Origin of the sequence: Corynebacterium sp. ACRQJ, from assembly GCF_022346045.1 — a bacterium.
Lineage (GTDB): Bacteria > Actinomycetota > Actinomycetes > Mycobacteriales > Mycobacteriaceae > Corynebacterium > Corynebacterium evansiae.
On sequence record NZ_JAKRMT010000009.1, the window covers coordinates 1 to 13,155 of the forward strand.

A 13,155-nucleotide genomic window follows, 5' to 3' on the forward strand; every position below is an offset into this window, starting at 1 on the left:
TCGAAACACTCCACCAGCTGCTCACGCTGATGCTCACTCAGCGAACTTCGTGCTCTCAATGAAAACTACTCCCCACTAGTCGGTAACTGATTTCTCAGTCCAACTAATGGGGAGCAGTTCACTTTGCTGTGGTAGGGGGTCTTTTTCGTTTCTTGCTAACGCCCTCGCAGGGGACAAATGCTGTTGGGGTGTAGCGGAGGTAGGTAACTGCCGGCGTGGGGGTCTAACTTCGGGGCGTTTAGGACATTTGTCCCGGATGACCCGTGGAAAGTGCAACGTTGAGCGTGGAGGCACGGGTGAGGTTTGGAGGGTGGACCATGGCGAGTGGAGACCCTCACGGTGCGTCCGCGTGTACACGTGACCGAGTCATGCCACACCCACCTGCATCTGTTCGGGTGTCAGCCTGTTGCCCGCCTAGACCCACATCTAGCTTAACTATCCAGCAGTTCGATCCAGGCCGTCAGCCGAGTATCCTCCGCTAAGTCGGCGAAGCTCACATCGTAGCCTTTCTCCTGCAGCCAAGTGAGAACCGTAACTAGCTGCAGAGAGTTCATACCCTGGTCATAGAGTTCCTCGGAAACCTCGATCTCTGCTGGCTCCATCTTCATCGTCTCGGCTACACATCCGCGCAACTGGTCTTCAGTGATTGGTTCCATTAGTTCGCTACCTCAATCTTCCGTTCGGCCGTGCTATCTGCGTTGTTCTGTTGGATTCGTTTATTCACTTTGCCCACCCCGGTGGTGGGGAACTCCTCCACTATGTGCACGTGGTCCGGTACTGCGAACCGCGCGATACCGGCAGCCCGAGCATGCTTCCGGACAGCAAGTGGCGTTAGATCATCCACCCCATCCCTCAGGATCACATAGGCCGTGATGGCTTCGCCCAGATTGTCGTCCGGAGTGCCAACCACCGAAACATCGTGGATATCCGGATGGCTGAGCAACGCGTTTTCGACTGCTTCCGGAGCCACCTTTTCCCCACCGCGGTTGATCTGATCCTTTGCCCGGCCGACAACCGTCAGAGCACTATCGTCGACGGTGACGATGTCGCCAGTAATGTAAAAGCCATCTTCGGTGAATGCCCTAGAGTTGATCTCTTCAGCACGGTGATAGCCCCGGATCGTGTACGGCCCGCGGGTGAGTAGGTGTCCGGGGTGGCCTTCGGGGAGGGGGAGCGTGGCGTCATCAACAATGCAAATCTCATCGTGGCTGCTCATGGGGCGACCCTGTGTATTGATTATTTCCTCGGTCGAGGCGTTTAACGGTGTGAAGTTTACGAGTCCCTCAGCCATGCCGAAAACCTGTTGCAGTTGACAGTCGAGTTCCGGCCGGATGCGGCGGGCCACCTCGGCAGATAGCTTCGCCCCACCCACCCATAGCGTGCGCAGAGTGCGTAGGTCGTGGCGATCGCGGGCCGGTGCGTGGAGAATGCCCAGTACCGCCGGAGGTACCAGGGCGAGGTGAGTCGCACCGTGGCGGTCAATGGCAGGCAGCAGATCGCTGGGCATCGGTGATTTGGCGAAAACGATGTGCGCTCCGCGCAGCAGCGCACCCAGAATTCCCGGCGAGCTGAGAGTGAAGTTATGCGCCGCGGGCAAAGCGACGAGCAGGCAAGATTCCGTCTCCAAGTCACAGGCTTGCAACGCACAACGGATCGAATAGAGATAATCCGCATGGGTTCGCGGGATTAGCTTCGGTAGGCCGGTCGTGCCACCGGAGAGTTGCAGGAACGCAAGCTCGTCTGCTTCTACATCGGCGGTTGGAGGGGCGGGTGACTCTTCGTTTGCAGCCTCCGAGTGCCCCGTTGATTCGGTAGCCCAGGGAGATTCGGCGGTCTCGTCGATGAGGATCGCTCGAACAGTGCGGCCATCGTCCAGCGGCTCTTGTAGCGTGGCGTGGACGCCCGCAAGGTGCCGATCGGGGCGTGACGTGCTGATGTAGAAGCGTGCTGGCGCGTGGCTGGCGAAGTGGCGCACCTCCGTGGAGCCGAGGTCAGGCAAGGCGAAGATGGGAATGGCGCCGAGCTTCCATAATGCCAAGAGAGTTTCGAGGAACACCACACTATTGGGAAGCTGCAGGATGCAGCCATCGCCCCGGCGTACTCCGGCTTGGTGAAGGTAGTGGGCGGCGGTCTCGACGCTGTTGTCTAGTTCGTGCCAGGACAGGCTGCGGTGGCCGTCCGTCGTGGCGGGTCGATTGGGAAAGGTGGCAACCGTTTGCTGGAAGACATCCCAGTGGGTGTGGTGGGTCCATATTCCCTGGCGGTGGTATTCCTGCGCGAGGGTACGGGGCATGTGGTTGGCCAGTACCTCTGGGCCGTGGCTTCCGTTAAGCGGGCTGAGGTGGGGCTCGGGATTGGGCGCTATGTGTGCTGACGGGGGCTGTGCGGTGCCTTCTGTATCTCCCTTTGCGGCCAGTCCCAACAGCGCACGCACCGGACCGAGTTTGAAGTTGGTTTCCTCGATCTCCTGGTCTGGCTGGGATTCGGCAACGATTCCGCCGCCGGCTCGGGCAGACACTTGGGAGCCTTGAACCGTGGCACTTCGGATAGCTACCCGCCACTCGCCATCGCCGTGGGAATCTGCGTATCCGATGGCGCCGCCGTACAGACCCCGCTCCGGCTCCTGCTGGCGCAAAAAGTCCAACGCAGCAGCGGACGGTGCTCCATTGACTGCCGGAGTGGGGTGTAGCAACGCAGCCAACTCCAGAACGGAGGTATCAGGGTTCCGCAACGTGCCTTCGATATGGGTTCCTAGGTGCCAGGTGTGCGACGTGGCGGTCAGCGTGGGTAATTCCGGAACGTGTAGCTGAGTACACAGGGGTTCAAGAACCTTCCGGATGGCCGTGGTCACGAAGCGGTGCTCGGCGATGTCTTTGTGGGAGAGCGTGAGCTCAATTGCCCGCGCCCAGTCCGTCACCGGGTCCTCCGATCGAGCGATAGTTCCGGCCAGCGGGTGGGAAACAATCCGCGCGCCTTCCTTGCGGATCAGTAGCTCCGGGCTAGATCCCACGAAGAAAGCTTCTTCGGGGCCGTTAGTCGTAGCTACCAGGTGCCCGTGCCCCGTGGCGGAGGTTTCCATGAACCCTCGTAGCAGGGCTTCCGGCTCCACAGGGCTAGCCAGCGTGTACTCCTCCTCGCGGGAAAGCACCACCTTTTGAAACTCGCCACGCCCAATCGCCTCCACGGCACGGCTAACCCGCCGGCCATGCTCTTGCAGGCTGGGGCGTTGTGAGATGTCCACCACGTCGGGAACCAATGGAGCCGTCTTCCAACGCGGAGCTCCCGCGTGCCACTGAAAGCCCTCGGGGGCCAGCAATACCGGTGCTGTGTCTGGATCGAAGGGCAGCGCTCCCACCACGACGTCTTCCCGTCCTGCCTCCGCCGCCCTACGAAGTGCTGCGGCGGCTTGCTCTACCGTGCCATAACGAGTTTTGACGCCGCAGGTTGTCAGAGTCTGGTCGCTGTCGCTCATGACAAAGCTGGGTGGGCCACTAGCCTCCCCACTGGGCGGACCATCGTGCACCTCCAGCTGTTTCAGCGCGCTGGCCGTATCCAGGCTTCTTCCACAGCGCTTGGCTACCCAATCAATCGTTTCCTGGTGGTCCTGTGCCGTGAAATCCGCAATTCCGTCCGTGATCACAAACGGCTGAATGTCCTTCATAAACGCATCCACCGCGGTGACCTTGCAGCCCATGTGGCCATATACCCCGGTGATAATTAGCTGATCCCGCCGAGCGAAAGCCAGCGACTGGTAAAGGTCCGTGCGCTCGAATGCGGAATAGCGCCACTTCGTGAGTATCTGGTGATGCTTGCCTGGCGCCAACTCTTTGATGATCGACGCTTCCTCGGCTGTTTGTAAACCTTGTCCCCACATATCGCTTAAGAGCCCTCGTCGGGTGGGGTGCTGTTGCGGCGGCTGGGCGGAATAGAACACAGGAATACCCAGCTGATCCGCCGTGGTGATGAGGCGCGCGATGTTGGCGAGCGCCGAGTGTAGCGGTTCTTTGTTCCAGTCATAGGCAGCTAGGAAGTACTTCTGCATGTCGTGCACCAGCAGTGCTGCGCGTGCGGGCTCCAGGGCCCAGGATCTCGCCGGACAATCGGCGGGCAGTGTGGTGGATGGAGTGGGGATGGGATAGGGCGAAATGGGTGGAATCGCCATAGAGATAACCTTTCGTTGGGCTGGTGGGGTACAGAGGCTAGGCATCTAGGGTGGCGCCACCATCAACACGGAGGTCGTGCATGGTGATGTGGCAGGCTGCAGGGGAGATAAGAAAGAGGCATGCTGCCGCGATATCTTCTGGCTGCGCGATGCGTTGTAAGGGGATGCCTAACCGGTAGTCCTCCGGTACACCGGCAAGGGTCTGCGCGGCTCGATCCTCGCCGTGCCAGCTGGTGCGTAGCATCGCGGTGTCTGTGGAACCAGGGGATACGCTGTTGCAGCGCACCCCGTGTGGGGCGCACTCTAGCGCCAGAGTTTTCAACCAGGCAGTCGCTGCCGCTTTGGAAGCTCCATAGGAGGCCATGCGTGCCCGGGGCTGTGCTGCTGCATTGGAAGTCACTGCCACAATTGCTCCAGTGCCGCGATCCACCATGTGCTGGGCGATTGCGGAGCATGTGCGGGCTAAGCCGGTGACGTTGACAGCGAAGTTGTTTTCCCAGGCTCCGGTCTCGTCGGGGTCCGCACCGATACCCGAGACTGTGTCAACTGTGTCAACTGCCGTGGGGCCCGTCAGTGCGCTATCTGGGATTAAGGTTCCCGCGCAGTGGATGAGTGCATCAATGTGCCCGTGAGCTGCCAGTGCTTTCGACAGGTGGCTTTCCACGCTGCGTGGGTCAGTCGGGTTTGAAGAGGTGATGTCTACTTCCGGTAGATCCCAGCCGATCACGGTGTGATCGTTCTGTCGTAGCAGGCGCACACACTCGCGGCCGATGCCTCCAGCAGCACCTGTCACGATCACCGTTTGTTGTAGTTGCGCTTGCTCCGGCGGCGACTCGGTTGGCTGCCGTGTGGCTAGGTGCGGAGGAATGTTGAAATCCATAGCGGACACTGTAATCGACTTAGGTTAGGCTAATCAAGGGTGTTATTTTTGGATTTCTTGAGAGGGATGATGAGCGGGTCACCAGTCTCCGGATCTTCGATCACCCGTGCTCGCAGGTCGAAAGCCCGCTGCAGTAGCTCTGCAGTAATGATCTCCGAAGGCGAACCGGAGGCCATCACCTGGCCTTCATTCATGACCACTAGATAATCGGAATAACGCACCGCAAGATTTAGATCGTGCAGCACCATAACCACGGTGCGGCCAAGCCGTTGGCACAGGTCCTCAACCAGTTCCAAGATGTCCACGGAAGTCGCCAGGTCTAAGTAGGTGGTCGGCTCGTCGAGGAAAAGGATGTCGGTGTTCTGCGTCAACACCATGGAAATCCACACGCGCTGGCGCTGGCCGCCAGAGAGTTCATCCAGCGTGCGGTTAGCAAGATCCTTGGAATCTGTTTGCTCCAGGGCCTCGAGTACCGCCCCTTCGTCCGTGGAAGACCATTGCCGGAACCACGCCTGGTGTGGGTGCCGCCCGCGAGCCACCAGATCGGAGACCAGCAGGCCCTCTGGGGCCACGGGCGATTGGGGAAGTACGCCCAATAGTCGGGCGACCTCCTTGCGTTTCATGGCCGTGATGTCCTGGTTATTCACACGAACGGTTCCCGTATTGAGGTCAAGTAGGCCGGACATGGCACGCAGCAATGTGGACTTACCGCAGCCGTTGGGCCCCACGATGGTAGTAATCTTGCCCGCCGGGAACGTGGCACTAAGGTCGCGGATGATGGTGCGCTCGCCGTAGCCCACCGTGATCGAGGACGCAACTACGCCGCTGGTGTCGCTTGGCTGTGCTGTATTTGGTAGTGCCGTGTTGTGCTGTGCTGTATTTGGCTGGGGTGTGGAAGAGGTCATGCGTCTGTGCTCCTAGTGCGTTGAACGAGCAGATAGATGAGGAAGATGCCACCTAGGGCGGAGGTCACAATGCCCACCGGAAGTTCCACCGGCAGAATCGCTTGGGTGACGATGTCCGCCCCCAGCAGCAGTACTGCACCGGTGAGCGCCGAAGCCGCAAGCGGTGGGGTGGGTACGCCGCACATTCGAAGGGCCACCTGGGGTGCTACGAAGGCGACGAAGCCGATGGGGCCGGCGGCGGAGACTGCTACCGCAGCTAGGGCCACGGCCAGCGCCAGCATCGCGACCTGTACACCGTTGACTCGCTGGCCGAGTGCCCGAGCCAGATCGGGTCCCAAAGTGGTGGCCAGCGCCTGGTAGCCGATCCAGGCCAGTAGGGGACAGCACGCGATCACCAGAATCACCATCGGGATGGTGGTATTCCAGCCCGCTGTGGCCAAGGAGCCTGTGAGCCAGAACTGCGCTTGGGTAGCATTCCGTAGCTCCGAGCGGATCATAAGGAAATTGATGTAGGAACTGAGCAGCGCGGTGATGATGATGCCAAAGAGCACTAGTCGGTAGGAATCCGCCTGGCGCCGCCACGCCAGTGCCCAGATCGCTGTAGCGCTGAGTATCGCCCCTAGTAGTGCGGCCAGAGGGATTCCGATTCCGGACAGCCAGCTGAGAAATCCGCTGCCACCGCCGAGGACGATGACCGTCACGGCCATGGCTGAGGCGCCCGTGGTGATACCAAGGATATCCGGGCTGGCCAGTGCGTTGCGGGTGACTGTCTGAGTTAGCGCGCCAGAAAGCCCCAAAGCACTGCCGACCGCGATGGCGGTTGCCACACGGGGCATGCGCCAGTCCAGGACCACTAGCCTTTCCACGCGGTTTCCATCCCCGCGGAAGACAACCTCCAGCACTCGGGAAACGGAGATGGGGAAATCACCTAGTCCAATGGAAAATGCTCCCAAGAAAACGATAAGGGCCGCGGCAATGAGGCATACAAGCAGCACTCGTGGGCGCCAAACGAAGGAGATTGGCCCGACCCTGAATGCCGGACGGCCTGGAACCCGCTCGGTAGCGGTGAGCCTATTGCGCGAAGTCTTGTTGAGCCCCATCAGAGCGTCGCCACCTTCTTTCGGTAAATCAAGACGATGAAGAACGGTGCACCCACGAACGCCAGCACAATGCCCACCTGGAGCTCGCCGGGCCGGGCGATGAGGCGCCCCACCACGTCCGCGTAAAGAAGTAGTGCTGCACCGGCTAGCGCGGAGTACGGCAGAATCCACTTGTAATCCGGGCCGGTGAGGGCTCGGACGATATGGGGTACCACCAGGCCGATGAAGCCCAGCGGTCCTGCAGCGGCAGTGGCTGCACCTGCCAGCAGTGCGATGATGCCCATGCCCCCTAGTCGCGCGGCCGCAGTGTTGATACCTAAGCCAGCAGCCACGTCGTCGCCCAGATTTAGGATGTTCAGCTGCGGGCCCGTGGCAAAGGCCAGGATCAACCCCAGAACCACAAACGGCAAGACGCTGAGCGCGATGTTCATATCCCGGCCCGCTAGGGAACCGACGGTCCAGAAGCGCATCCTATCCAGGTTGTTTTCACTTGTGAGAACGAAGGCGCTCGTGATGGCACTTAGCACTGCCGACAGCGCGGCTCCGCCCAGCACGAGGGTCAGGGGATTTACCGTGGCTCTGCCCGCGGAAGCTAGGCCGAAGACCAGCGCCGTCGCTGCGATTGCACCAAGGAAGGCAACCACCGCAGTCGCCCAAGGCGCGCTGATGCCCAACAGGGCGTAGCTGGCCACCACGCTCAGTGCCGCGCCGGAACTGATTCCCAGTATCCCCGGATCCGCCAGGGGATTGCGGGTATGTCCCTGGATTAGGGCGCCGGCTACGCCTAGTGCCGCGCCCACGATAATGGCCAATATGGTGCGTGGCAGGCGCAGCTCGGCGACCACGCGTTGGTTGATTGGAACCTCCTCCGGGGAGCTACTGGTAGCCGGGAGATCCCGAAGTGCAGCCCACACGTCCTCTGCGGGGATGGAACGGGCGCCGTACAGGAAACTGCAGATCGTGCCACTGACGACCAGTAGGAGTAGTACCCCCAGACCCAGTAGGCGGCTGGTGCGCACACTCATGGCGTGGCCTCCAATCGCTGTTGCGGCTCACGCCCTGCGCTAGGCCGTGTTAAGCCGAACAACCGTACGCGCCGGTCTGCCCGCTGCTGTCGCTCGCCGAAATCTTGGAAACTGGCCTTGGCCAGCGCCCGGTGCGTGCGGGTGTTGCGATAGTCCGGCTCGCCAAGCACCAGCTGGCACTGCGGGTCTTGCTCTAGCAGTGCTGCGGCCAGCTTGCTCAGAAAAGAAGAGAAGATCCCATGGCCAGTCAGTTCTGGCTTGCCGATTGCGATATGGGCTCCCAGGTCGTGGGGTTGAGAGAGATAGCTGCTGCCAATCTCGTCCCGGTGTGGGCGATAGATTTCCACGTACCCCACCGGGGTTGTGGCGTCATTCTCGTCAGACGGTGTAGGAGCTGCGGAGGCATCGCCCCTCGTGGCTTCCTTTGCAGCCCGGATGTGGGGGGAGCGGGGTATCGAATAGGACAGTATTGCGGCGCGAGCGTAGGTGGTGTGAGTTTTTGCGACCCAGTCCTGGCGCCAGCGTTCGGCTGGCCAGGGTTGTTCCCACGTCTCGCGCAAGTGAGGGCGGGACATCCACTCGGCCACCAGATCGGCATCGGAAGATTCGGGATCTGGGTCCGCAGGGCGTAGGGAAAAGGGAGGGTTCATCTGCGGTAACGGTGGCGGGGAAGGGAGGAAATCCGCTGTCGGGATGTCGTGGCGCAACCGGGCCAGTATTTCCTCCGGGCGGGGTTGGGAGCTTCCTGTGAGCAGTGACTCAGGCTGTTGCTGGGGGTCATTGTCAATCATGGGTAAGCATACTACCGTCTATGTGTAAGGTAAGCCTTCACTTGGTAAGGGAATGGTAAGTTGAAATCATTGGCGATCATCGGAGCGGGGCCAAAAGCGCTAGCCGTTCAGGCGAAACTCCACGCTCTGCGCAGCCTGGGCGTTCCAACCCCGGAAGTAACCGTGCTGGATCCGCACGGCATTGGCGGTAATTGGAAGCCTTGCGGTGGGTGGACGGACGGGCGGCAGTTGCTGGGAACCTCGCCCGATAAAGATCTGGGATTTCCCTACCGCACGCGCATCGCGGGCGAGCTCAACGAGGCCGTGGACCGGAGCATGCTGGGGCTTAGCTGGGTGCGCTTCCTTACGGAGTCGGATCGTTATGCCTCTTGGATCGACCGTGGCCACCCCAACCCACCGCACTACCTGTGGGCTAGCTACCTGGAGTGGGCGGCGCAAAAGATGGGAATGCGGGTGGTTCCAGCAACGGTGCGGCTACTCGACGTGACCACTGAAAGTAGTGCCACTAGCCCTACGGGCACGGCCACCGGCACTGCCTCCCAGCCCTGCCGGTGGCGCCTCACTGCCGAGGACACACGTGGCGCCGAGTTCACTCTGGAGGCCGATAGTGTGCTCGTTACCGGCCCTGGCCGTAGCGACGGCAAAATTTCGGATGTTCCGGGTGTGTTCTCTGTGGCAGAATTTTGGGATCTCAAGGCGCGTGGAAGCCTCCCCGAGGTCCCTCGTGTTGTGGTGATCGGTACTGGGGAATCTGCAGCTTCCGTGTTGGACCAGCTAATTCACCTCAATATTGAGGAAGCTCTGGCCGTATCGCCCCTGGCCACGATGTTCAGTCGTGGGGAGAGTCAATTCGAAAACGAGTTGTATACAGATCCGCGCAAATGGGTGACACTCAGCGAAGCAGCGCGTAGAGACTTCATCCGCAGAACCGACCGTGGGGTGCTTTCTGTGCGGGTGCAGCAGGTGTTAGATTCCGATGATCGCGTGGCGCATCGCCGTGGCGTTGTCCGCCGTGTGGAGCTGGCGAGCTCGCCGGACGCTGATTTTCGACTGCGGGTGCATATTGATGATGAAGTGTGTGGCTCCTACACCGAGCTGTGCGATCTCGTCATTGACGCTCGCGGTGGTAGGCCCTTGTGGTTCTGTGATGTGATGACGCCACAGGTGCGCCTCCTCCTGGAGCGCGCACTAGGCAACCAGTCCGATGCAGCGCTGAGCTCCGTTCCGGCCTGGGAGGCCAGTATTGGGGCAGATCTGGCAGTGGAGGGATTGGTTCCGCACCTGTTTGTTCCGGCACTGGCAGGTATGCGCCAGGGGCCGGGGTTTGCGAACCTGAGCTGCCTGGGCGAGCTTTCCGATCGGGTAGTAGCTGGGCTCGGTGTAGGGGACGGCCTGGGCGATAATGCCGCCGATGTGCAGGCTGGGGTTCGGGCGGAGGTGCGTTCATGAGTGCATTTCCAGCACCGCGGCCTCATGGCCGCCGAGTGAAGCAGCGCTATGCCACGGTGGATGCGATGATTTGTGCGGCAGTCCAGGAGTGTGGGGTAGATAGCCCACGGCTAGCGGTTACGGGGCCTGCTGGGGCCATTACTTGGCCAGAACTGGCTAGAGGTGCCAGGCGAGTGGCCGGCAGTATTAGCAGCCGCGGGCTGGGTAGAGGGGACCGGATCGCGGTACTGGCGCGCCGGGATACTCGGCTACCGGTAATGGTGGCAGGGATTCTTCACTCGGGCGCAGTCTATTGTCCATTGGAGGTGGATTCTCCAACAGAGCGTTTGCGTTGGCAGCTGGAAGATCTTCAGCCGGAGCTGGTGATGTTGCTCGGTGTGGAGCAGTCTGCGGAACAGGAGCTGCGCCGAGTCGTCGCCGAAGCTTGCGCCGCTGAAGTGTGGATTGGTGGCGCAAAGTGTGACCGCGAAAATATAGATGGATCGGGTGGCTCGCTGCAGGTGAGCGGTGCGCTGTTGGAGGTGAACACGGACATTTGCCCGGAGGATCCCTGTTACATCACGTTCACCTCAGGTTCGACCGGGCGGCCGAAGGCGGTGGTGAATACTCACCGTGGCGTAGCCTGCCATTTGGAATGGAGCGCCCGGATCGTGGGGCCTGGCGAGGAACTTCGTGTGCTGCAGAAGGCGCCGGCGGTGTTTGATGTGGGTATCGCGGAGATCCTGAACCCCCTGGCTAATGGTGGAACGGTGGTGATGCCCGATTCACAGTGGTGGATGGGGGATATCGATGGCTTTTTGGATTTGCTGGTGGATTACCAGGTCAGTGTGCTGTCGATGGTGCCGAGTATGCTCGGCACGCTGTTGGATGTCATGGACGACATGGGTGAGCCTCTGGAAAGGTTGGCTGGGCTCAAGCATCTGCTGCTAGGTGGCGAGGCTGTGCCCAGTGCGCTGGCAGAACGGTGCCTGCGACAGATCGGTTGCCGGGTGCATGGACTTTATGGGCCCACGGAGGCCGCGATGGATGTGCTGTGGGTTGAATATACCGAGGAATTGCTGGCTGAGCTGGCGGGATCCAGCGCGGGGGATGGTCGGCAACCGTCGCTGTTGGGTCTGCCTCAAGACAATGTGAGCTGTTATCTGCGCGCTGAGGATGGGAAAGAGGTTACCGATCCTGGCCAGGTGGGTGAGCTCTGCATTGCCGGGGTGCAGGTGGCTACTGGCTATTGGCGCCGCCCGGAGCTAACGGCACAATCTTTTGTGCCCAGTTGGTACCCACAGGTTGATGGCGGCCGAATGTACTGCACCGGAGATCTAGCACGATGGAACCAGGTGGGGTTGCTGGAATTCGTAGGTCGGGTGGGTGACCAGGTGAAGATCCGGGGCAACCGAGTGGAGTTGGGAGAGGTAGATGCGGCGCTGCGACGGGTTCCTGGTGTGCGGCAGGCGGCCAGTCGTGTCGTTGGCGAGGATTCACCAGTGCTGGTGGGCTATGTGGTGTGGGATCAGGAAGCAGTGGTACTACCGCCTACGGAGGTGGCTGCTGTGCTGCGCGAATCAGTACCGGAGTACATGGTTCCCAGCCGTGTAGTGGCTCTGCAGGCATTGCCGCTGAGTAGTAATGGGAAGCTGGATCGTCGTGCCCTCCCCGATCCAAATTAAGTTAAAAAGTCTCAGATTGCCCTTGTTAGCCTACCCTTGGTGATGGTAGCCTTACCTTATCTTGTTCGTTTAGTGAAATGGAAACCCATTCAGAATGAAGAACTCAAACGTTGTCCGTGCGCTCAGCATCGCCGTGCTCTCCACTACCCTGGTGTTGGGAGCCTGCAGCTCCGATGCAGATGACAAGGCGGAAAATACTTCCTCAGGCGCAAACTCCGCAGCGAATTCCGGCGATAATGCCTCCGAAGTCAACATCAAGCACGCCTGGGGGGAAGACACATACCCCGTAAACCCCGAGCGCGTCGTTGCCATTGGTCCAGCCATCGACAACCTGCTGGCTATGGGCATCAAGCCCTCCGCCGTGGTGGTGTCTGCTAAGGACATGAATGCCCCGTGGCGCGACGGCAAGTTGGATGGCGTGGAGATTATCAAGCAGACCGATTTCAAGACTCTGCCGAAGGAAGAGATCGCCGCCGCTGCTCCGGATTTCATCGTCGGGGACTACTGGACGATCTCCGAGGATAACTACACACAGCTCTCCGAGATCGCGCCCACTCTGGGTGGTATTGGCACCGAGGGTGAGGGGATCAGCTGGAAGTCGCAGTTGAAGGAGCTCGGCAAGATCTTCAACAAGGAAGATAAAGCTCAAGAAGTCATCGACCAGGATGAGAAAGTCTTCTCCGATGCGAAGTCCGAGCTGCCGAATATCGAGGGTAAGACCGGTGTGGTCTCCCAGTTCGCTCAGGGATCCTTTGGAGCTGTGGCCGACCCGAAGGATCCAGGAGCCTCCTTTATCTACGACCTGGGTATGAAGTTCCCGGAATCTCTGACCGACGGCTCAATCGAGGTACAGCAGGGGCGCGTGACTCTGTCGCCAGAAAACGTCTCCGCCCTGGCTGCGGACTTCATGGTGATCTATAACCGCACCGGTGACATCGCGGAGGTGGAGAAGATCCCGGGCTACTCAGACCTGCCGCAGGTCAAGTCCGGCGCCACCCTGGCGGGTAACGAGGCTGTGGTTGCTGGCCTGAACACGCCGACCGCCCTGTCCCGTGCATGGGTATTGGAGCAGGTCAAGCCTACCTTGAAAGAGATCTCTTAGTCTCTTTTCTCCAGCACCCCTCGCGAATGTGTCGCCCGGTGTGGCAGCGTGGGGTGTTTTCTTATGCCCTTTCTTGT

General features: G+C 60.5%; 10 protein-coding genes. 3 read left to right on the forward strand and 7 right to left on the reverse strand.

Translation table 11 applies throughout. The features are described from left to right. Positions 1-431: 431 nt before the first annotated feature. From MHX52_RS06210 to MHX52_RS06240, 7 genes are read right to left on the reverse strand one after another with little or no spacing between them, the layout of a single operon-like run. Positions 432-656 carry a phosphopantetheine-binding protein gene (locus MHX52_RS06210; protein WP_034984987.1) on the reverse strand — a complete coding sequence of 75 codons (225 nt, stop codon included), beginning with the start codon at positions 654-656 and terminating at the stop codon, positions 432-434. After that, positions 656-4,162, reverse strand: coding sequence for an isochorismate synthase (locus MHX52_RS06215; RefSeq protein WP_239317170.1), 3,507 nt, complete (start codon positions 4,160-4,162; stop codon positions 656-658). Before MHX52_RS06215 ends, MHX52_RS06210 begins: the two co-directional genes overlap by 1 nt. 37 nt (positions 4,163-4,199) lie before the next feature. Then, on the reverse strand, positions 4,200-5,042 hold the full coding sequence (locus MHX52_RS06220) for a 2,3-dihydro-2,3-dihydroxybenzoate dehydrogenase (RefSeq protein WP_239317172.1): 843 nt from the start codon (positions 5,040-5,042) through the stop codon (positions 4,200-4,202). Positions 5,043-5,071: 29 nt separating this feature from the next. Continuing rightward, positions 5,072-5,947 carry an ABC transporter ATP-binding protein gene (locus MHX52_RS06225; RefSeq protein ID WP_011274156.1) on the reverse strand — a complete coding sequence of 292 codons (876 nt, stop codon included), beginning with the start codon at positions 5,945-5,947 and terminating at the stop codon, positions 5,072-5,074. Further along, positions 5,944-7,047: an iron chelate uptake ABC transporter family permease subunit gene (locus MHX52_RS06230; protein ID WP_011274155.1), complete on the reverse strand. Its 1,104-nt coding sequence runs from the start codon at positions 7,045-7,047 to the stop codon at positions 5,944-5,946. Before MHX52_RS06230 ends, MHX52_RS06225 begins: the two co-directional genes overlap by 4 nt. Continuing rightward, a complete protein-coding gene (locus MHX52_RS06235) occupies positions 7,047-8,072 on the reverse strand; it encodes an iron ABC transporter permease (protein ID WP_239317174.1) in 1,026 nt (341 codons plus the stop codon). Before MHX52_RS06235 ends, MHX52_RS06230 begins: the two co-directional genes overlap by 1 nt. Further along, complete coding sequence (locus tag MHX52_RS06240) at positions 8,069-8,722, reverse strand: GNAT family N-acetyltransferase (protein WP_230580592.1); 654 nt, start codon at positions 8,720-8,722, stop codon at positions 8,069-8,071. The genes MHX52_RS06235 and MHX52_RS06240 overlap by 4 nt, the downstream gene beginning before the upstream one ends. 201 nt (positions 8,723-8,923) lie before the next feature. On the opposite strand from MHX52_RS06240, the gene MHX52_RS06245 reads away from it, so the two are divergent. The 3 genes from MHX52_RS06245 to MHX52_RS06255 all read left to right on the forward strand — a co-directional run bounded on the left by MHX52_RS06245 (position 8,924) and on the right by MHX52_RS06255 (position 13,078). Next, positions 8,924-10,312: a SidA/IucD/PvdA family monooxygenase gene (locus tag MHX52_RS06245; protein WP_239317176.1), complete on the forward strand. Its 1,389-nt coding sequence runs from the start codon at positions 8,924-8,926 to the stop codon at positions 10,310-10,312. Continuing rightward, positions 10,309-11,976, forward strand: coding sequence for an amino acid adenylation domain-containing protein (locus MHX52_RS06250; protein ID WP_239317179.1), 1,668 nt, complete (start codon positions 10,309-10,311; stop codon positions 11,974-11,976). The genes MHX52_RS06245 and MHX52_RS06250 overlap by 4 nt, the downstream gene beginning before the upstream one ends. 94 nt (positions 11,977-12,070) lie before the next feature. Beyond that, entirely contained in the window at positions 12,071-13,078 is a 1,008-nt protein-coding gene (locus tag MHX52_RS06255; RefSeq protein WP_034984980.1) for an ABC transporter substrate-binding protein, read from the forward strand. Positions 13,079-13,155 lie beyond the last annotated feature (77 nt).

What these genes read in the sequence shown, in the direction of transcription:
- MHX52_RS06210 (WP_034984987.1), bottom strand. Translation starts at nt 656, where the DNA reads ATGGAACCAATCACTGAAGACCAGTTGCGCGGATGTGTAGCCGAGACG.
- MHX52_RS06215 (WP_239317170.1), bottom strand. Translation starts at nt 4,162, where the DNA reads ATGGCGATTCCACCCATTTCGCCCTATCCCATCCCCACTCCATCCACC.
- MHX52_RS06220 (WP_239317172.1), bottom strand. Translation starts at nt 5,042, where the DNA reads ATGGATTTCAACATTCCTCCGCACCTAGCCACACGGCAGCCAACCGAG.
- MHX52_RS06225 (WP_011274156.1), bottom strand. Translation starts at nt 5,947, where the DNA reads ATGACCTCTTCCACACCCCAGCCAAATACAGCACAGCACAACACGGCA.
- MHX52_RS06230 (WP_011274155.1), bottom strand. Translation starts at nt 7,047, where the DNA reads ATGGGGCTCAACAAGACTTCGCGCAATAGGCTCACCGCTACCGAGCGG.
- MHX52_RS06235 (WP_239317174.1), bottom strand. Translation starts at nt 8,072, where the DNA reads ATGAGTGTGCGCACCAGCCGCCTACTGGGTCTGGGGGTACTACTCCTA.
- MHX52_RS06240 (WP_230580592.1), bottom strand. Translation starts at nt 8,722, where the DNA reads ATGAACCCTCCCTTTTCCCTACGCCCTGCGGACCCAGATCCCGAATCT.
- MHX52_RS06250 (WP_239317179.1), top strand. Translation starts at nt 10,309, where the DNA reads ATGAGTGCATTTCCAGCACCGCGGCCTCATGGCCGCCGAGTGAAGCAG.
- MHX52_RS06255 (WP_034984980.1), top strand. Translation starts at nt 12,071, where the DNA reads ATGAAGAACTCAAACGTTGTCCGTGCGCTCAGCATCGCCGTGCTCTCC.